Source organism: Acinetobacter sp. 40AMC3-4, from assembly GCF_049898185.1.
Classification (GTDB): Bacteria; Pseudomonadota; Gammaproteobacteria; order Pseudomonadales; family Moraxellaceae; genus Acinetobacter.
Genome location: NZ_JAFCXG010000008.1, coordinates 74,991 through 95,188 on the forward strand (window position 1 = coordinate 74,991; position 20,198 = coordinate 95,188).

Genomic DNA, 20,198 nt, shown 5'->3' on the forward strand with positions numbered 1-20,198 from the left:
GAAATACCAACGGACGACTGTACATGATCAACACCCATCCACTGCTGAATTACGCTAAAAGCAACCATGACATTAAAGCCATCAATCAATGGCGCAGTGATGTCGAAAATCAGCTTCAGGAAAGTTTTGAAAATGGGCAGTCGATTCGGGATATTATTCTGGCGCGTTCCAACCTGATTGATGAAGCATTGCAGTTTCTCTGGCAGCATGCCGAACTGGATCAAACTGATTTGGCCCTGTTTGCAGTCGGAGGCTATGGCCGTCGTGAAATGCTGCCTTATTCTGATGTCGACATCATGATCTTGTCAGAAGACGAGATTAACCCGGAACAGGAACAACTGATTTCTACATTCATTTCATCGCTTTGGGACGTGGGGAATTTCAAACCCGGTATCAGTGTCCGCACCATCAATGAATGTGTCAATCAGGCCAGCAGTGATCTGACCGTCGCCACCACCCTGATCGAAGCCCGCCTGATTATTGGCAATGAAAACCTGTGCAAATGGCCACGTCGCATCGTGTCACGTACCTGGACCGACAAAACCTTTTTTGATGCCAAGATGGATGAGCAGCATAAACGCTATGCTCAGCACAACAATACCGAAAGCAATCTGGAACCGGATATTAAAAATGCGCCGGGCGGTATTCGTGACATCAACCAGATTGGATGGATTGCCAAACGGCATTTCCGCGTCAATCGCATTTACGATCTGGTGCACCTCGGTTTTATTTCAGAATTTGAACTCGGTGTGCTCGAGGAAGCAGAGAGTTTCCTCTGGGAAATCCGTCATCACCTGCACCGCCTGACCAAGCGCGATGAAAACCGCTTATTGTTCGATTATCAGCGCGATATTGCTGCCAAATTCGGCTATGTGCGTGAAGAAGCGCATCATCCGAACTATCCAATTGAACAGTTCATGAAGCGCTATTATCGCAGTGCGCAGCAAGTGTCTACACTGAACGAAATGCTGCTGGCTTATTTTAATGAATCGGTCATTACGCCACGTTTACCGCAATATGAACGCCAGATCGAAGAAATCAACCAGAACTTTAAACTGGTCGATGGCAAACTGGCTGTGCAACATCACAAGATTTTCTCGGAAAATCCAAGCGCAATTCTGGAAATTTTCTATCTGCTGGCCAATCGTCCTGAAATCGAAGGCATTCGTGCGCGTACCTTACGCCTGCTGACCTTGGCTGGAAAACGTATTGATCAGGATTTCCGTGATAATCCGGTGCATCAGGCACTGTTTATGGCGATTATCCGTTCACCGCATCGACTCTATGACACCATGGTTGCCATGAAGCGTTATGGTGTGCTTGGAAACTATATTCCTGCATTTGGACAAATTCTGGGACTGATGCAATATGACCTGTTCCATATTTATACGGTCGATGCACATACCTTATTGCTGCTACGTAATTTAAACCGCTTTAAAGAACCTGAATTTGCCAAAGAATTTCCGGTAGTCAGTTCAGTGTTCCAGCGTTTGACCCGTCGTGACATCGTTTATCTGGCGGCAATTTTCCATGATATTGCCAAAGGCCGTGGCGGTGATCACAGTGAACTTGGTGCCAGCGATGCGATTAAATTCTGCCGTAGTCACGGTTTTACCGAACGTGAAAGCAACCTGGTGGCCTGGCTGATCCAGAATCATCTGGTAATGTCTGTCACCGCCCAGAAAAAAGATATTTCCGATCCGGATGTGGTCAAAGAATTCGCAGAAAAAATGGGTGATATGGAGCATCTTGATTATTTATACACTCTGACGGTAGCCGATATTAATGCCACCAATCCGAAGCTCTGGAATACCTGGCGCGCCTCGTTAATGCGTCAACTATATACTCAAGCACGTGACGTGATCCGTTCCGGTCTGGGCCGTCCGGTTGATTATCAGATGCTGATTGAAGATACCAAATTTGCAGCCAGTGAACTTCTGGTTCAGGACTTCTCACTGGATGAAGTAGAAAAAGTCTGGCAGGAACTTGGTGATGACTATTTCCTCAAAGAAACAGCAGATGAAATCGCCTGGCATACCCGTGCCATTTTACAGCACGGCGACAATCCTGCCCCACTGGTGCTGATGCGGGCACACCGTAAATATGCTCAAGATGCGGTACAGATCTTTATTTATACGCAGGATCAACCCAACCTGTTTGCCACCACGGTAGCTATTCTGGATCGTATGAATCTGGATGTACAAGACGCACGGATTATTACAGCGACTAAAGCCTTCAGTCTGGATACCTATGTAGTACTCGACCGTTTTGGTACCTTATTGACCGATCCGGAACGCGAGGCCACAGTGATTGAGGCTCTGAAAGATGCCTTGAGTCATTCAGATGAATATCCGGGCTTGATGCAGCGCCGGATTCCGCGTCAATTACGTCATTTTGATATTGAAAATACAGTCGATATCAGTGTCAATCCTGCCTTGAATCAGAATATGGTCGAAATTGCCACTCTCGATCATCCCGGTTTACTTGCCAAAATCGGTGGTTTATTTATGATGCAAGGGCTGGATATCCACTCTGCCAAAATTGCCACACTGGGCGAACGTGCCGAAGATATATTCTTTGTCACCAAAAAGGATGGCAACCCTATGACACCTGGAGAATCTGCCGAATTTGCAGCTGCACTTAAAACTGCGCTGGATGAAGCCTCTCATCAGGTTTGTAGTCAACACTCACATTAAAACGCGGTTACTTATTCATGAACTCTAGCTTGTCTCTACTGCATCCTTACCCGTTTGAAAAGTTAAATAAGCTTTTTGCGGATATCCAGCCTGCAAATATGCCCTTAATTCCCCTATCGATTGGTGAACCAAAGCATCCTGCACCAGAGTTTGTGAAACAAGCAATTATCGATAACTTCAAACATTTGTCGACGTATCCAAACAGTAAAGGCTTGCCGGAGCTACGTGAAAGTATTGCCCAATGGCTGACGCGCCGTTTTCAGCTAAATAGCATCAGTGCAGACAGCAATATCCTGCCTGTTTCTGGTACGCGTGAAGCGATTTTCTCGTTTGTACAGGCTTTGGTGAATCGTGAAGATGCACCTTATGTGGTGATGCCGAATCCGTTTTACCAGATTTACGAAGGTGCAACACTGCTTGCAGGGGCAAAACCTTATTTCATCAACTGTACTGAGGAAAATAATTACCTCGGTGATTTTGATGCTGTTCCGGCAGAAGTCTGGGAAAAAACTGCACTGCTATTTGTCTGTACCCCGGGCAATCCAACCGGTGCAGTATTATCAAAAGAGCAGTTTAAAAAACTGATTGCCTTGTCGGATCAATACAACTTTGTGATTGCTTCAGACGAATGCTATTCGGAACTGTGGTTTGATCAGGCACCTGTAGGTTTACTGGAAGTTTGTGCTGAAATCGGCCGGGATGACTATAAAAACTGTGTGGTGTTCCATTCACTGTCTAAACGTTCTAACCTTCCGGGTATGCGTTCAGGTTTTGTTGCCGGTGATGCCAACCTGTTAAAACCTTACTTGCAATACCGTACTTACCACGGCGCAGCGATGCCGGTGCAACATCAACTGGCGTCTATTGCTGCCTGGGATGATGAAGCGCATGTGGAAGAAAACCGGGTGCAATACCGTGCCAAGTTTGATTTATTTCAACAGGAACTCGGACATTTATTGCCACTGAAAAAACCGGATGCAGGTTTCTACTACTGGCTAAAAGTCGATAATGATGAAGCCTTTGCCAAGCGCCTGATGGAGGAAGCACATATTAAAGTTCTTCCGGGTCGTTATTTATCCCGCGATACTGAACAGGGTAATCCGGGTGAAAATCATGTACGTTTAGCCCTTGTTGCCGATCTGGCGCAATGTGAAGAAGTCATTCAACGTCTGAAAGCCATTCTCTAAATTTTATCATGACTAAAAAACCCACTGTAGATCAGTGGGTTTTTTAATTGAAATCAGATGAGTTCTATCTTCATCTCATACTGAGAAAACAACACAGAGTCTTACAACACTTTTGCAATTTCATCTTCAAGATCTTCAGGCTTGGTGGTCGGAGCAAAACGGTTCAATACCTTGCCATCACGGCCAATCAGAAACTTGGTAAAATTCCATTTAATTCCATTACCTAAAATACCTTTGGAATTATTGGTTAAATAGCGAAAAATAGCATGTGCCTCAGGGCCTTTGACATCCACCTTGGAAAACATCGGGAAAGATACCCCGTAATTCTTCTGGCAAAATTCACCAATCTGTTCATTGGAACCCGGATCCTGGCCGCCAAACTGGTTACATGGAAATCCCAAAATTTCCAGACCTTGATCTTTATATTTTTCGTAAAGTTTTTCTAATCCTGAAAACTGTGGGGTAAAACCACACTTACTCGCTGTATTGACGATCAAAAGCACCTTGCCTTCATAATCTGCAAGTGGCTTGCTTTTGCCATCTAACAATTCAGCTTCGAACTGATAAATGTTAGTCATGGATAGGTTTCCTCATCATTTTTTTCTTGTGTTTCTAAGTCCAAAGAAGCCGAGTTGACACAATAACGCAAACCGGTCGGTTCTGGGCCATCCGGGAAAACATGCCCTAAATGTGCGTCACAATGATGACAAACAATCTCAGTTCTGACCATTCCGTGTGAAGTATCAGGTAATTCTTCTACCACCGAACTGCTGACAGGACGGTAGAAACTTGGCCAGCCACAGCCGCTGTCATACTTGGTCTCAGAAGAGAACAGTGGCGTGCCGCAGCAACGACATACATAAGTGCCATCTTGCTTGGTATTCCAGTATTTTCCAGTAAATGCCGGCTCGGTTCCCTTCTCGCGCGTAATGCGAAACTCCTCAGGTGATAACTCTCTTTGCCATTCCCGGTCTGATTTATTGAGTTTTCCCATGATCACATACCTTTTTATCTTGCTATTTAAAATAGGATAATCCTATATTTACGTGATTCATTTTAAAAATTCTAGTCTTTATTCAACATTTTACAAAAGACATATAATGCCCAAAAAAGCAAAAAGAAAGCAAATATAAAAATAAAAGTAAGCAATTTTTACATTAAATGTTTTTTAGTGAGCAAATTTAATGGTATTCTTAGCTCTAAATTTGCTCAGGATTAAAAAATGTCGCAAAAAAAGAGCGTAATTTTTAAAAATCTGCTGCCTGTGATCAAACAATATCAGCAGCTTGGATTTACGCATGAAAAAATTGTTGCACTACTTCGAGATGAACATGATCTCGATCTAGTCACAACTGAGACATTTAAAAGTTATTTATATCGTTATGCAAAAGTGACCTCCACTCCATCCGAGAACATCAAAATGCCGAACACTTTCCAATCCCCTCGCGAAATCAAGAAATCATCCAAGCTTGATCATGTTTGCTACGACATTCGCGGACCTGTGTTACGAGCGGCCATCGAGATGGAAGAAGCCGGTCACAAAATTATTAAATTAAATATTGGTAACCCTGCCCCATTCGGTTTTGAAGCACCACAAGAAATTATCAACGATGTGGCTTTAAACCTACCGAATGCGATTGGTTATACAGATTCCAAAGGGATTTTCCCGGCGCGTAAGGCGATCTGTCAGTATTATCAGCAAAAAGGCATCCTGGATATGCACGTCAATGACGTCTATATCGGCAATGGTGTGTCTGAACTGATTGTTATGGCCATGCAAGGTCTGCTGGATGATGGCGATGAAATGCTGATTCCAATGCCGGATTATCCACTCTGGACGGCAGCAGTGAATCTGTCTGGCGGTACAGCGATTCACTATAAATGTGATGAAGAAAATCACTGGTATCCAGATATTACTGACATGGAAAGCAAAATCACGCCAAATACCCGTGGTATTGTGATTATTAACCCGAATAACCCGACCGGTTCGGTTTACCCACGTCATGTGTTGCAACAAATTGTCGACTTGGCCAAGAAATATGACCTGATTTTATTTGCTGATGAAATCTACGACAAAATTATTTACGATGGAATCGAGCATGTTGCTGTAGCAGCTCTGGCTGGCGATCAGCTCTGTGTCTCGTTTAACGGTTTATCTAAAGCCTATCGTATTGCTGGTTTCCGTTCCGGCTGGATGGCCATTACCGGCGATAAAGCACGTGCAGCAGACTATATCGAAGGTCTGGATATGCTAGCGTCGATGCGTCTGTGTGCCAACCATCAGGCACAATATGCGATTCAGACCGCACTGGGCGGTTATCAGTCAATTAACGACCTGATTCGTCCGGGCGGGCGTTTATATGAACAGCGCAACATTGCCTGGGAAATGCTGAACGAGATTCCAGGTGTGTCTTGTGTCAAACCTGAAGGTGCGATGTACTGCTTCCCGAAACTGGATCCGAATGTGTATCCAATCCAGGATGATGAAAAACTAATGCTGGATTTGTTACGTGCCGAAAAAGTACTTCTGGTTCAAGGGACAGGCTTTAACTGGCCAACACCGGATCATTTCCGTGTAGTATTCCTGCCGGCTGAAAATGAACTGCGTGAAGCCATTACCCGTGTTGGCCGTTTCTTGGCCAAGATACGTTAATTCTTGAAATAGACAATATAAAAAACCGCGCTGAGACGCGGTTTTTTATTTCTATGAAAAAATTCAGGCTTTTGACTGATGAAATCTTAAAAATCTTACCGGTTTCTTTGAGCAAATTTCTGCACTCAATGGTTTCTTTTCAGGCAATTTTTCCCTTTATTATGAAGATTCATGTTATTTTTTGACCAAACATAAAATTCCATGAGTACACGGATGTCCTCAAACACAATCAAGCTCAGCCTGTTTCTTTGTCTTAGTATATGCTTGGGCATTGGCATTCTTCGCTTTTCTTATACCGCACTGTTACCTGGCACACGCGAAGCCTTTGGCTGGAGTACAGATTTTGCCAGTCTCTTGGGCAGTGCCAATTTGCTGGGTTATTTAATCGGTGCATTTACGGCCATGCGTCTGCCTCAAGACCGCAGCATGAGTACCTATATTCAAATTTCAGCCTTTGCCGGTATGCTCAGCCTGATGTGCTGTGCATTTTCTGGTTTTTCTGAAGTATGGTATATCGCTTGGCGGATTATTTCCGGGATCAGCGGTGGACTGATGATGATCTTATCGCCGAGTGTGGTTGCACAGTGCTGTGAACTTCAGGATCGCCTCAAAATCAACTTTATTGGTTTTAGCGGGATTGGACTAGGCGTTTTAATTGCGACCCTGTTTCTGCCTTATTTGGATCAAATTTCCATACAGACGGCCTGGCTGATCTTATGTGGTTTTGCCCTGCTCATCTGTATCGTTTTAAGTTTACTAATTCAGAAATTTAAGCCGTATTTGTCCACACAAGCTCTTGCAGTTACCTCTCCTCTCTCTTTGAATAGCGTCTTTTATAGTTTATTGACGGTCTACGCGTGTAGTGCATTCGCCTATATACCGCATTCACTCTTCTGGATTGATTATTTAAGCCAGCAGTTGGGATTGAGCTTGTTCTGGATTAATTTCAACTGGATTCTGTATGGAATAGGCAGTGCCTTGGGTGCCTTTAGTGCTTATGTGCTGGCCAGAAAATGGGGTAATTTTGCTGCCCTGAAAATTCTTTATAGTCTTTATATTGTGGCTATTTTTATTGCGACTCTAGATACCAATCCATTACTCACTTTTAGCTCTTCCTTTTTCACGGGTATGCTAAATCCGGCTGTGGTCTTCCTGACCTCCTATACCATTTTACAACTGTATGGACTGGCTTATAAAAAACTCTGGAGTATTGCCACCTTGTGTTTCGCCTCGATTCAGCTGATCGGTGGACTCAGCTTTAGTGCGCTGCAATATTTTGGATTGAGCTATCATCAACAGTTCATACTGGCCACATTGGTTCTTTTATTAGGAACATTGCAATTGTTCTGGTACACACGTCCTGTCAGACTCAAGTCTGAACAACAAACTCAGCCAGTGTCTGCTCATGGAGAAGGAACTAAATAAGGATAAGGATTGGTTGCTCCTTGCCCACCCAGATAAATCCCATAATGTAAATGCGGTGGGGTATTTTTAGCATTGCCCGTATTACCCACATAAGCGATGACTTCACCTGCCTCAACCCAGTCGCCTTCCTGAATATCCGCTGCATAATCATCCAGATGTGCATAATAATGCTGACTCATATTGGGGCCAGTCACCCAGATAATTTTTCCACCCAGATTATTGGTGCCAATCCTACGCACAATCCCTTGGGTCGCGCTAAATACTGGCGTACCACGTTTGGCAAAAATATCCGTCCCTTCGTGTTTACGACCTGCACTACGCGCTGCTCCCCAAGTATCATTAATTTGGCCAACTCTGACGCCTTCAACCGGAATCTGTAGCGGAGCTTCTAACTTGGTTCTCTGTAATTGCCAATATAGATAAGGGCTTTTCCAACCGGCTGCTTCACCTGAAGGCGGTGGCTGACAGGCAGTTAGTAAAAAACCTATAGATAACAGTAAGCTTATAATCCGAAGAAATTTCACCAATATTCGCATCAAATTAAATAGATGACTTTTATCTTAATCATCACGGCCTAATTTAAAGTCACAATCCTGTTATTTTTAGTGATGATTTTATATTAGCCTCCAAATAACAAAACCCTCAAATGAGGGTTTTGTTATTTCAGGTGGATAGGAGATTATCTACGTTTTTTAGCACGAGATGGTTTCGATGGTTGTTGCTGTTGTTGCTGTTGCTGCTCTTCATTCTGAGCATTGTCCTGCTTATCTTTTTGTTGGACCTGCTTATGTCTCGCTTTAGCTTTAGCCATGATTTACTCCTTTGGAGAAACGTCTCTATATCACTGGAAGTTCCATTCATCACTGTAACGTTTATACAAAATAAGCCAATCGCTGAGCTGTATCCAAATACGTCAATGTAATACAAGCTTTAGTAAGTCGTTCAGCTTAGAACGAATCATTTCTAGGCTCATTACACTTCTTACATGATCTTGCAGCCTGATACTTATTTTAACGTTTAGCTTTTATCTGTTCAGACTTTTCCTGAAAATAAAACTATAAAAAAGCCCGCAGTAATTGCGGGCTTTAGCTCATAAATTGCATCGCAATTTTAGGCATCCATATTAGCAATGATCGCTTCACCAAACTCAGAACAACGTAGCAAGGTCGCACCTGGCATCAAACGCTCGAAATCATAGGTCACCGTTTTTGCCGCAATCGCACCCGAAATCCCCTTGATGATCAGGTCGGCAGCTTCTGTCCATCCCATATCACGCAGCATCATTTCTGCTGACAGAATAATCGAACCTGGATTCACTTTATCCTGCCCGGCATATTTAGGCGCTGTGCCGTGGGTTGCTTCATAGACTGCAATCGAACCGCCAATATTGGCACCCGGTGCAATTCCAATCCCACCAACCTCCGCAGCCAGCGCATCAGAAATATAGTCACCATTTAAGTTGAGTGTCGCAATCACAGAATAATCCGCCGGGCGCATCAGGATTTGCTGCAAGAAGGCATCTGCAATAACATCTTTAATAATAATGTCTTTGCCTGTTCTTGGATTTTTGATTTTAACCCACGGACCACCATCTAAAAGCTCACCGCCGAAACGTTCCAATGCGACCTCATAGCCCCACTCTTTAAATGCTCCTTCGGTGTATTTCATGATATTGCCTTTGTGCACCAAGGTCACACTCGGCTTGTCATTTTCAATGGCGAACTGAATCGCTTTACGCACCAGACGCTGGCTACCTTCTTTGGAGACAGGTTTGATCCCGATCCCACAATTGTCTTCAAAGCGGATGTTGGTTACACCCATTTCTTCTTTCAAAAACTTGATAACCTTTTTCGCTTCCTGAGAATCTGCTTTCCATTCAATACCGGCATAAATATCTTCTGAATTCTCACGGAAGATCACCATATCGGTTAGTTCCGGATTATGCACCGGTGAAGGCACCCCTTCAAACCAGCGTACCGGACGTACACAGACATATAAATCCAGTTCCTGACGTAAGGCTACATTCAGGGAACGAATACCGCCACCAACTGGTGTGGTCAGTGGACCTTTGATTGATATTACATAATCACGCAGCGCTTCCAAGGTTTCTTCAGGCATGTAGGTGCCGTAAATTTTCTCAGCTTTTTCACCGCAGTAGACTTCCATCCATTCGATGGAACGCTTTCCAGCGTATGCTTTTTGCACAGCAGCATCTACCACAGTTCGCATTGTTGGTGTAATATCTGCACCAATTCCATCCCCTTCGATAAATGGGATAATTGGATTATTTGGTACGTTGAGTGACAGGTCTGCATTAACGGTAATTTTGGTACCATCCACAGGTACTACGATTTTTTGATATCCCATTATTAGTATTCTCCCGGATGCCGCTGACAAATCTAAAATAATTGCCAATTAGGCAATACTTTCAACTGTTCTTAACGCATAATATTCTAATCCAGATTTGTTGTTTTTGAGATTTATACGGGAAATAACTAAATTTCCCTTTTAAATAAACCTCTACATTTTTTAAATTAATGTAATTATAGAAGTTATTTCCTATGAAAATCGTCATTCTAAACAAACCTTATGACGTCCTCTCCCAATTCCGTGCGGATGAAAAGCACCCAACCATGGCTGATTTTGTCAACGACAAAGATTTACGTCTTGCTGGCCGTTTGGACATGGACTCAGAAGGTCTGGTTTTCCTCACCGATCACGGTGGTCTCAACCAATATATCACCAATCCTGCCAATAAAAAGTTTAAAACTTATATGGTGCAAGTTGAAGGTGATGTGACCGAAGAAGCACTAGAACAGCTTCGTAAAGGCGTTGAACTGAAAGATGGCATGACGCTTCCTGCACGTGCTGAAAAAGTATCTGAACCTGAATGGTTATGGGAGCGTAATCCTCCTGTACGTTTCCGTGCCTCTGTTCCAACGTCTTGGGTTGAGATTTCGATCTGTGAAGGTCGTAACCGTCAGGTTCGTCGTATGACATCTGCTGTCGGCTTCCCTACACTGCGTTTGATCCGTACCAAAATTGGTGAGATTGATTTGGTTCGTATGGGATTGCAACCGGGCGAGACTAGAGAAATTGAACCATTATTATATCCAGACTTCCAGAATGTTCCTGCGGAAGAACCATACCGTTCACGCTCTTATGTGAAAAAGCCGGGTGGTACTGGCGGTAAGCCAATGGTTCGTAAGAACAAAGATGGTTCCGTGAAAAAGTCTGGCACCAAACGCATCTGGCAAATGGACGAAAGCGAAAAGCCGAAACGTCGCACCAATGGTACTACTCGTCCAAATACCAAGGCACCACGTGGTCGTGGCCGGGGTCGTGGTTAAAGCTCAGCCTATTCATCAGGTAGTGACAGGCTAAATACCACGCCAGACGGCGTATTTTCTACAGTTGCTCCCCCCTGATGGAGCTGCATAATCGACTGCACAATGGCAAGGCCCAGACCACCCGTCTGGGCTTTTTCATGTCGGCTGTCATCTATCTGATAAAACCGGTCAAATAAATGCGGATGATGCTCATCTGCAATCCATACCTCTGGCGTCAGCACCGATATTTTAATGCTATGGTTCAGTCGCTGTGCCGACACACTAATCTCACTCCCCGGCTGACCATAAGTAATGGCATTGCTGATCAGATTGGCAACTGCGCGCTGTAATAATGCGGTGCTGGCAGTCAGACTTAAATCTGATGGAACATTAATTTTTAAATGCATCTGCTTTTCTTCAGCCAGAAAACTGAAGTACTCGAGTAATTCTTGCAGCATCTCATTCAGATTGAAATTCTGTTTTTCAACCGTAAATCCACCATGCTCTACCCGCGCGATAAACAGCATGCTTTCAATCATCTGGCTTAGGCGTTCATATTCTTCCAGGTTGGAATAGAGCAGATTTTCCAGTTCAGCAGGCTCGCGCGGCCGCGATAACAGAATCTGTGTCTGCCCGATTAGATTGTTTAATGGCGTGCGAAGTTCGTGCGAAATATCCTCAGAAAAACGTGCCAACTGCTGATATGCAGACTGAATATTACCGAGCATATCGTTCATGGCCTGACTCAGCTCTTGCACCTCAAGCGTATTACTCTGCACATGAATGTGCTGATTGGGCTGCTGAATATTAACCTGTGCTGTCGCCAGCATCAGCTGACGCATTGACTTGAGAATATAGCGTCCAGCCAGCCAGGCCATAAAGGTCGAGAGCAATATACCAAGCAGACTATAGAGCACCAGCTTTGATAAATAGGTTGCCAGTGCCCTTTGTCCTTCTGCCAACTGTTTACCCGCTACCAGCTGGTAATTGCGACCATCAAACTGCACCTGTTTAAAAGCCAGACGTGTTGAAGGATGTTCAGCCTGATTATTCTGAAACTGTAATTTGGAGGAATAATGCAATGCCGGAATATGAACCTGTAAAGGATTGATCTCGATCAGACGACTATTCTGATGCTGCAGCAGCAATAAATTATCTTCCTGTCCTAGCATATTTTCATATAATTTGGGATGCTGGACCAAAAGCTTGAAACTCTGGGCATCTTCAAGAAAAATCTCAATCCGGGAAATACGCGCAGCCAGCGCCTGATCCTGCTGGGTCTGAATCATCTGTTGCATATTTTGATAAGACAGCAACGCCACACTCAGAAACACCACGCAAGACACCAGTGCAAATGCAATACTTAAACGTGTTGCCAACGGCAATAACACAGGGTTTTTCATGGACATTCATCTAGCTTATAACCCATACCACGTACGGTATGGATCAGTTTTGGCGTGTAATGATCATCAATTTTGCTACGCAGCCTGCGAATAGCCACATCGACCACATTAGTATCAGTATTAAAATTGATATTCCAGACCATGGACGCAATCTGGCTCCGGGTCATCACCTGTCCCTGATGTTCCATTAACAATTGCAACAGGGCAAATTCTTTCTGGCTCAAGTCGATCTTTTGTCCGTTACGGTAAACCTCATGCTTTAAGCGGTTCAATACCAGATCTGAAATCTGATAGGCCTCCTGCTCCAGACGCGGCACACGGCGCAACAGACTTTTAATTCGGGCCAGTAATTCAATATAGGAAAAAGGCTTGGTCAGATAATCATCGGCACCAAGCTCCAGTCCTTTAACCCGATCTAGCACATGATCGCGGGCGGTAAGCATTAATACCGGAATCTGGCTAAAAGTTCGCAGGGTTTGTAATACCTGCCAGCCATCCAGGTCCGGCAGCATCACATCAAGCAGCACCAGATCAAAAGACTGTTGCTGCAAACACGATAATGCACGCACACCATTTTCTGCGATGGCCGTACTATAACCTGACTCATTCAGTCCTTTTGCCAGATATTCAGCAATCTTGACTTCATCTTCTACAATTAAAATATGCATGTCAGTAGTTTAGCTGTTTTTAGCTAGTTCTAGATTACAAATTGGTAATCTGATTGTCATGCTGTACTGGCGGATTTTTTTCTAAGATAGTCCCAGTAGCCAATTGCATGAAAGATAACCATGAAAATTTCAATTGCCAACACAACCCTGACCATGCTCAGCAGCGTATTACTATTCAGCTCACTGGCACATGCAGAATTTAAAACGGCGCCAGTCATGTCGCTAGAAGTAGCAAAGCTCATGGCCAGCAACGTCATGCTTGCTTGCCAGAAACAGGCCAAGCCGGCGGCAGTCATTATTCTGGATCAGGGTGGCAACCTGCTGGCCAGCCAGCGCCATGAATCTGTCGGCATTCACAACCTGATTGCAGCGGAACGGAAAGCTTTCACCGCGTATTCAACTAAAACCAGCACACTGGATTTTATGCGCAATGCCCAGAAAAATCCGGATGCACAGAATCTGAATAGCTTGCCTGAATTGCTATTACTGGGTGGTGGCGTCCCTGTCATTTACCAAAACCAGATTGTAGGCGCTGTAGGCGTCGCAGGTGCGGGCGGTTCAGTACAGGATCATCAATGTGCCAATAGCGGCATTCAAACCACCTTAAAGCAGCTTTGATTTCTTTTAATTAGTAATTTTTTATTCCTTTGATTAAACATTATTCCGTCATTCCAACGAGGAACATAACATGAAAAAAATCTTAATCGCGACTCTTGCCACTACTGCAGCAACTCTTTCTTTTGCCCAGAACCCGCTGAGTGTACACGTGCTGAATCTGGAAAATGGCCTACCTTCTCCGAATGTAGAAGTGACGCTGGAAACACAGAAAAATGGCAAATGGGTACAGCTTTCACAAGCAAGGACCAATCCTCAGGGTCGTATCACAGCACTGTACCCAGAGAATAAAACCTTTGATAAAGGAACCTACAAAGTGACTTTTAAAACTGGTGACTGGTTTAAAACCCAAAAGCAAAACAGCTTTTTCCCGGAAGTACCGGTGATTTTTGAAGTAGATGGCTCAGTCAATCACTATCATATCCCGCTGCTATTAAGCCCCTATGGTTATTCAACCTATCGCGGCAACTAAGCTCTCCCACTTAAGGCCCACCCTCTTTGGGCCTTCCTTTTTTTTCTTGTTATTCTTTTATTGAAATGCCATTTACGATTCATATTTAGTGATCTAAAAAATAAAATGTATTCAAAAAAGGAGCTTTACATTGGATCAGCAAGCTAACCAGATGTTTAATCAGGACCAAGAGGTCTTTGCGATACATTGACTGCTATAGCAGAACGCAAAGCCAATAATGGTCGTACTAGCATTTTATGATATTCAAATGAGGAATCAGCATCATTAAATCGCAAGCTAAATTCAATGGAATTTCCTGACTGCTCATTAAATAAATATCATGTTGATATTTAGTCAATAAAAAAACCGATGCCTAAGCATCGGTTTTAAAGTTTGAAATTGAATTAAGCTTTAAGCCACTTTTCAGCTTTGGCCTGATCTTCAACTTTCAGTTCAACTTCGGTCAGTTCAGAACCCGCGGCTTGAACTTCAAAACTCATCAGCTCATCACGACGGAATGCATACACTGTAAAAGTACCTTGCTGTTTTGCATAGCTTTCAATGAGTTTGGTCGTTGCTTTTAAGCCATCAATTGCAATAATGACATCATTGGCAGAAAGGCCAGCGAGTACAGCAACCCCATCACGACGCGCAGATTGAACTAGAACACCTTCCGGCTTATCTACCAGTTTTAAACCGAATGGCAAAGACTTGTCATTTTTCAGGCTATAAGCCATACCAAACTCAGGGAATAGCTGATCGAGCGGCAATTCATCTGTGGTATTGATCAAGTGATTAATCTGTTCTGACCAATCATCTCCTGTCAATTCTTTACACAATTCAAAGATCGTCCGTTCATGCACCTGAACGCCTTTCTGGGCATTTCCATACAAACGGCGCATCAAAGCATCCAGACTTGAACCACGTAAACGCAGACCCAAATCCAGGCACAGTGCAACTAAACAACCTTTGTTGTAATAGCTGGTACCCGCATTATTCGAGTTTTCATCCTGACGATAGAATTTCACCCAGGCATCAAAACTGGATTCAGACACTGACTGAATCACACGTCCCGGATTTTGCAAATAGCGGTCAATCTGTGCTTTTAACAAAGTAATATATGATTCCTGATTAATCACGCCGCTGCGTAGCAAGATCAAATCGTCATAATACGAGGTGAAACCTTCAAAGATCCACAACAAAGAAGTATAGCCTTCTCTGTTTAAATCATAATTGACGAAGTTTTCAGGGCGAATGAATTTCACCAACCATGAATGGAAATATTCATGGCTACATAAGCCCAAGAAACGCTGATAATCTTTAGATGGCTCTTCTGGCTCATTGGCTTTCGGCAAGTCATCACGTGGTGAAATCAGGCTGGTAGAATTTGGATGCTCCAGACCGCCATAGCTATTGCCGGTTGCCATGGTCATAAAGGTATAGTCTGTAAACGGCGCCGAACCAAACATTGAAATTTCTGTAGCACAGATTTTTTCAATGTCCCGCTGCATACGCGCCGCATTCATCGCGTGTTTACCGGACACCACAAATTCATGTGGAATCCCATTTGCTTCAAAACTGAAACGGGTTTGTTCTGCCAGCTCAAATGGCGCATCAATCAGTTCCGCATAATTTTTGGCTTTGAGCGTGAAACGGCCTTTGACCAGACTTTTGGCTTGCATGCCGGTTGCCAGCTGAAAATGCTTTAATTCATCTGGCAGGAAGATTTCCAGTTCAATTTCTTTATTTTCCTGACCTTCTAGCCCCAGACATGCACAAGCCGGGTTCACGTAGAGACGATTTTGATCCACGTATGCACCACGAACGGACAGGTCATAGGCATACACATCATATTCCACCGTAATCAGCTCATGATCGGTATTGAATAAACGCCATTTGTTCTTTTCAAATTTCTGGATCTGTAACTGGCGCCCATCTTCATCATAGGCTTTGACCGCTTCAATGTGCTTGGAAAACTCTCTAATCAGATAGCTTCCCGGAATCCAGGTCGGTAATGACAAGACTTGAGTCGGGTCCGCAAGAAAACGAACAGTCACGTGAATAAGATGCTGACGATAATCGTCAAATTCAATTTGATAATGCAACATAATGAACGATATAAAATTAAAATAAATGAGATATAGCTTAGCTTAGCATTTTTTAAGCCAGTATGGTTTAGCTGTCTTATTTGTCTACATTTACGACTAGCTATCTGTATAAAAAAGGCATAGCATGCGTGAAAATTAAATCGTTCAACACCCGCCGGGTTATCAAGGAACACCATTGAAATACATCATCTCACTGATTGCGGTTTTCAGTTTATTTATTTCTGCATTTTCACATGCTGCCCTACTCAATATTGTGCCTGAAAGCGTTGAAGCTGAAGCCTGGACCATTCTGGATTCACAGTCTGGTCAAGTCATTGCAGAGCATAATGCCGATGTGCAACGCGCTCCGGCTTCGCTGACCAAAATGATGGTGGCTTATATTGCCTTAAAGGAAATTGAGGCCGGGAAATTAAATAAAAATGAAGTTTTAACCGCGACCTCTGTGGTAAAAACCGTGATGTGGGATGAGTCACAAATGTACCTGAAAGAAGGTGATCAGATTTCAGTCGATCAGCTTCTGGCGGGCTTAATTATCATGTCTGCTAATGATGCCGCAGTCACGCTGGCTGAGAAAATTTCGGGTGGTATTCCGCAGTTTGTTGAACGTATGAATCAGGAAGCCAAAGCGCTGGGCATGCAGCATACCAATTTCCAGAATCCGGCCGGCATTACCATGCCTGAGCATTATTCGACTGCCGCCGATTTGGCCAGACTGTCTATGGCGGTGGTGAATGAAACTCCAGATTATCTGTATTATTCTAAGCAGCCAAGCTTTACCTACAATCAGCATTTTCATCGTGCGACCAACCGTGTGCTTCAGGTCGATCCAACCGTAGATGGCTTAAAAACCGGTTTTACCCGTGCGGCAGGCTACAATCTGGCGCTGACGGCCAATCGTGTCACAGCAGATTTTGAAATGCCAAATCGCCGTCTGATTGTGGTGGTGCTGGGTACTAAAAGTGCCGCAAAACGCGCTGATGTATCACATAAGCTGATGAATCTCGCTTATACCTATACCCGCAATGAAGTAGCGATCAAAGATCAACAGCTACTGGCTGAATTGCCTGTGATCAAATCCACCTTAAAAATGTTTAAGGTGCAAACCAAGCAACCGCAGATCATTACCACTTCTTTATATGATCAGGGCTACAGTATTGACCTGAACCAGTTTGATCAAACCCAACAGCGTGTCATGCTGAATACAGGTGATGGCGTTTTAAAAAGTATCGAGCCTTTACAGGAAACGCAAACTCATATCAATGTTGAAGTGAAAGCATCTGAACTCATTGCACCTTTGGCGACCATGATGCCTTTGGCGACTATTCAGGTTTATCAGAATAATCAGTTGATTCGCACCATTCAAATTGAAGATCATGTCGAAATTGAAGAAGCCAACCTGTTTCAGAAATTCTTTACTTGGCTACAAGGCTTATTCGGTTTGTTTTCAGACAATACGCCAAGCGTAAAGCTTTATCCTTTAGATAGATAATAGCCCTACATCTCAAGTTACTTTTCTTTAAGCTAGAAGATCTACTCGCTGATCTTCTGGCAGATTTTCTTTTCTCCCTGCATCACTCCCCAAGACAGGGAAACTTACCTGCCCTCACAGAATTGCTACGTTTTGTAATGTGTATAACAATTTTAACCAAGACGCGATCTGGCCCATGCCATAGTATATTTTCTCTCTATTTCTCTTATTTTTATTAAAAAAATAAACAGGTTAATCATATATGACAGCACATAAAATCGTGATTGTGGGTGGTGGTGCCGGTGGTCTGGAACTGGCAACTCAGCTGGGTGAGAGCTTGGGTAAAAGCGGCAAAGCGCAGATTGTTTTAGTCGATCAAAAACTGACGCATATCTGGAAACCGCTGCTGCATGAAGTTGCCGCAGGCACCTTAAATCCACATGAAGAAGAAACTAATTATTTTGCCCATTCAGCCGCACATCATTATGAATTTGTCTTGGGGACATTTACCGGTCTGGATCGTGAAGCGAAACAGATTGTGGTAGAAACAGAATATTTCTCCAAAAAAGCCCAAGCCAAGAAGAACCAGCGCATCGACTATGACACCCTGGTACTGGCCTTGGGTTCTACCTCGAATGACTTTAATACCGAAGGCGTCAAACAGTTCTGTCATTTTCTCGACAGCCGTCCACAAGCTGATATCTTTCAGCAGGATCTGTTGCATCTCTATTTGAATGCTCAACATGAAGCTTCGAGCCGTGAACTGAATATCGCGATTATTGGCGCCGGTGCGACTGGAGTAGAATTGGCTGCCGAGTTGGTGGAGGCCAAACACAATTTCTTTAAATATGGCTTAAACAAGGTCGATCCAAATAAAGTCAAAATTACCTTAATTGAAGCGGCGGATCGTATTTTGACTGCGCTCTCGCCGAAAGTTGCTGAACATACCATGCAACAGCTGGAAAAATTCGGTATTGAAGTCCTTACCAGTCATCGTGTGGCCAAGGTAGATGAAGACAAAATTTATTTTGCAGATGGCTCAAGTCTGGATGCCGAGATTAAAGTCTGGGCCGCAGGTATCAAAGCACCTGAAGTCTTGGCACAACTGCAAGATATGGAAAAGGACAATATTCACCGCTTGAAAGTCTTCTCCACCCTGCAAACCAAATCTGATCCAGACATTTTTGCTTTTGGTGATTGTGCTCACTGCCAGCCTGCTGCAGATGAACCGGTCTTGGGTCCACGCGCACAAGTGGCTAGCCAACAGGCCAATTTCCTGGCCAATGCCTTGAAAGCACGTGTCAATGAAGAAAGTTATTTACCGATGTTTAAATTTTCTGACAAAGGTTCACTGATTTCCTTAAGCCAGAATAAAGCCGTCGGCGAGTTGCTCGGTCAGGTCAATGTGCAAGGCTTTGTTGCCAAATCGATGTATGTTTCTTTATATCGAATTCATCAGGCGACCATTCATGGTTATGCGCATGCTGGCATTCTCACCGCAAAAGATTTTGTTACACGAAAAATTTCTCCAAAGCTGAAATTGCATTGAAATTCCAGAATTTGGCCCAATCAATGAAAAAATCGTCAACAAAATTGTCAAATTGCGTTTTTTTGCTAATTTTAGTCTACAAAAATGCAATTTCACTTTATGATGTACCCTTAAAAAATTGAATGGATCAATTAACATGACTGCTATTGCAAATAACCTCGTGGTTTCTTTCCACTACACATTGACTAACGCAGAGGGTGAAACTCTCGACCAATCTCAAGGTGAACCACTTGCCTATTTGCACGGTGCAGGTAACATCATCCCAGGTTTAGAAAATGCGTTAGAAGGCAAAACTGTAGGTGAAAAATTCACTGTAAACGTTCCTGCTGCTGAAGGTTATGGCGAATACAACCCTGACCTAGTTCAAGAAGTTCCTGCGCAAATGTTCCAAGGCGTAGACAACATTCAGGCAGGTATGCAGTTCCAAGCTCAAACTGATGACGGCGTGCAAATCGTAACTGTTAAAGCAGTTGAAGGCGACAATGTTGTTGTTGATGCTAACTTCCCACTTGCTGGTCAAGACCTGACTTTCGAAGTTGAAATCGTATCTGTTCGTGAAGCTTCTCAAGAAGAATTAGATCACGGCCACGTACACGGTGTAGGCGGTCACCAGCACTAAGATCTTCTGATCTTGAGTGAAAAAAGG

General features: G+C 43.7%; 18 protein-coding genes. 10 read left to right on the top strand and 8 right to left on the bottom strand.

Translation table 11 applies throughout. The features are described 5' to 3' along the window. Window positions 1-23 precede the first annotated feature (23 nt). Entirely contained in the window at window positions 24-2,696 is a 2,673-nt protein-coding gene (gene glnD, locus ACP7BU_RS10755; RefSeq protein WP_004731539.1) for a [protein-PII] uridylyltransferase, read from the top strand. 17 nt (window positions 2,697-2,713) lie between these two features. Continuing rightward, window positions 2,714-3,883 (top strand): succinyldiaminopimelate transaminase, encoded by a 1,170-nt coding sequence (gene dapC / locus ACP7BU_RS10760; protein WP_425879894.1) that lies wholly within the window; start codon window positions 2,714-2,716, stop codon window positions 3,881-3,883. Window positions 3,884-3,984: 101 nt separating this feature from the next. Here the strand turns inward: dapC and ACP7BU_RS10765 are convergent, their stop codons facing one another. Then, window positions 3,985-4,461 (bottom strand): glutathione peroxidase, encoded by a 477-nt coding sequence (locus ACP7BU_RS10765; protein WP_004278946.1) that lies wholly within the window; start codon window positions 4,459-4,461, stop codon window positions 3,985-3,987. Further along, a complete protein-coding gene (gene msrB, locus ACP7BU_RS10770; protein ID WP_004645533.1) occupies window positions 4,458-4,877 on the bottom strand; it encodes a peptide-methionine (R)-S-oxide reductase MsrB in 420 nt (139 codons plus the stop codon). Before msrB ends, ACP7BU_RS10765 begins: the two co-directional genes overlap by 4 nt. Window positions 4,878-5,105: 228 nt before the next feature. On the opposite strand from msrB, the gene ACP7BU_RS10775 reads away from it, so the two are divergent. Next, window positions 5,106-6,536 (top strand): pyridoxal phosphate-dependent aminotransferase, encoded by a 1,431-nt coding sequence (locus tag ACP7BU_RS10775; RefSeq protein ID WP_243474610.1) that lies wholly within the window; start codon window positions 5,106-5,108, stop codon window positions 6,534-6,536. 213 nt (window positions 6,537-6,749) lie between these two features. Continuing rightward, window positions 6,750-7,961 (top strand): YbfB/YjiJ family MFS transporter, encoded by a 1,212-nt coding sequence (locus tag ACP7BU_RS10780; RefSeq protein ID WP_425879893.1) that lies wholly within the window; start codon window positions 6,750-6,752, stop codon window positions 7,959-7,961. On the opposite strand, the gene ACP7BU_RS10785 is transcribed toward ACP7BU_RS10780, so the two are convergent. The 3 genes from ACP7BU_RS10785 to icd form a co-directional block, all read right to left on the bottom strand. Then, entirely contained in the window at window positions 7,940-8,497 is a 558-nt protein-coding gene (locus tag ACP7BU_RS10785; RefSeq protein ID WP_310078098.1) for a M23 family metallopeptidase, read from the bottom strand. The genes ACP7BU_RS10780 and ACP7BU_RS10785 overlap by 22 nt on opposite strands. 143 nt (window positions 8,498-8,640) lie before the next feature. Then, on the bottom strand, window positions 8,641-8,772 hold the full coding sequence (locus ACP7BU_RS10790; RefSeq protein WP_004645538.1) for a hypothetical protein: 132 nt from the start codon (window positions 8,770-8,772) through the stop codon (window positions 8,641-8,643). Between the two features lie 299 nt (window positions 8,773-9,071). Continuing rightward, a complete protein-coding gene (gene icd / locus ACP7BU_RS10795) occupies window positions 9,072-10,328 on the bottom strand; it encodes an NADP-dependent isocitrate dehydrogenase (protein ID WP_005106517.1) in 1,257 nt (418 codons plus the stop codon). Window positions 10,329-10,522: 194 nt separating this feature from the next. Here icd and ACP7BU_RS10800 point away from each other — a divergent pair, with 194 nt between their 5' ends. Then, window positions 10,523-11,311, top strand: a complete 789-nt coding sequence (locus ACP7BU_RS10800) for an rRNA large subunit pseudouridine synthase E (RefSeq protein WP_004645540.1) — start codon at window positions 10,523-10,525, stop codon at window positions 11,309-11,311. 8 nt (window positions 11,312-11,319) lie between these two features. On the opposite strand, the gene ACP7BU_RS10805 is transcribed toward ACP7BU_RS10800, so the two are convergent. Beyond that, on the bottom strand, window positions 11,320-12,693 hold the full coding sequence (locus tag ACP7BU_RS10805) for a heavy metal sensor histidine kinase (RefSeq protein ID WP_425879892.1): 1,374 nt from the start codon (window positions 12,691-12,693) through the stop codon (window positions 11,320-11,322). Then, window positions 12,690-13,361 (bottom strand): heavy metal response regulator transcription factor, encoded by a 672-nt coding sequence (locus ACP7BU_RS10810; RefSeq protein WP_425879891.1) that lies wholly within the window; start codon window positions 13,359-13,361, stop codon window positions 12,690-12,692. Before ACP7BU_RS10810 ends, ACP7BU_RS10805 begins: the two co-directional genes overlap by 4 nt. Before the next feature lie 120 nt (window positions 13,362-13,481). Between ACP7BU_RS10810 and ACP7BU_RS10815 the strand changes: the two genes are divergently transcribed. Beyond that, the gene (locus ACP7BU_RS10815) at window positions 13,482-13,979 is read left to right on the top strand and encodes a GlcG/HbpS family heme-binding protein (protein WP_416682093.1); all 498 of its coding nucleotides are present in this window, start codon (window positions 13,482-13,484) and stop codon (window positions 13,977-13,979) included. Between the two features lie 70 nt (window positions 13,980-14,049). Continuing rightward, complete coding sequence (gene uraH / locus ACP7BU_RS10820; RefSeq protein ID WP_064096644.1) at window positions 14,050-14,448, top strand: hydroxyisourate hydrolase; 399 nt, start codon at window positions 14,050-14,052, stop codon at window positions 14,446-14,448. A 383-nt stretch (window positions 14,449-14,831) separates the two neighbouring features. On the opposite strand, the gene ACP7BU_RS10825 is transcribed toward uraH, so the two are convergent. Then, a complete protein-coding gene (locus ACP7BU_RS10825) occupies window positions 14,832-16,535 on the bottom strand; it encodes a M61 family metallopeptidase (protein ID WP_224217185.1) in 1,704 nt (567 codons plus the stop codon). A gap of 175 nt (window positions 16,536-16,710) precedes the next feature. Between ACP7BU_RS10825 and ACP7BU_RS10830 the strand changes: the two genes are divergently transcribed. The 3 genes from ACP7BU_RS10830 (at window position 16,711) to slyD (ending at window position 20,171) form a co-directional block, all read left to right on the top strand. Continuing rightward, on the top strand, window positions 16,711-18,024 hold the full coding sequence (locus tag ACP7BU_RS10830; RefSeq protein WP_425879890.1) for a D-alanyl-D-alanine carboxypeptidase PBP6B: 1,314 nt from the start codon (window positions 16,711-16,713) through the stop codon (window positions 18,022-18,024). Between the two features lie 241 nt (window positions 18,025-18,265). Next, entirely contained in the window at window positions 18,266-19,552 is a 1,287-nt protein-coding gene (locus ACP7BU_RS10835) for an NAD(P)/FAD-dependent oxidoreductase (RefSeq protein ID WP_004645547.1), read from the top strand. Window positions 19,553-19,688: 136 nt separating this feature from the next. Continuing rightward, window positions 19,689-20,171, top strand: a complete 483-nt coding sequence (slyD, locus tag ACP7BU_RS10840; protein WP_004278960.1) for a peptidylprolyl isomerase — start codon at window positions 19,689-19,691, stop codon at window positions 20,169-20,171. Window positions 20,172-20,198: the final 27 nt, after the last annotated feature.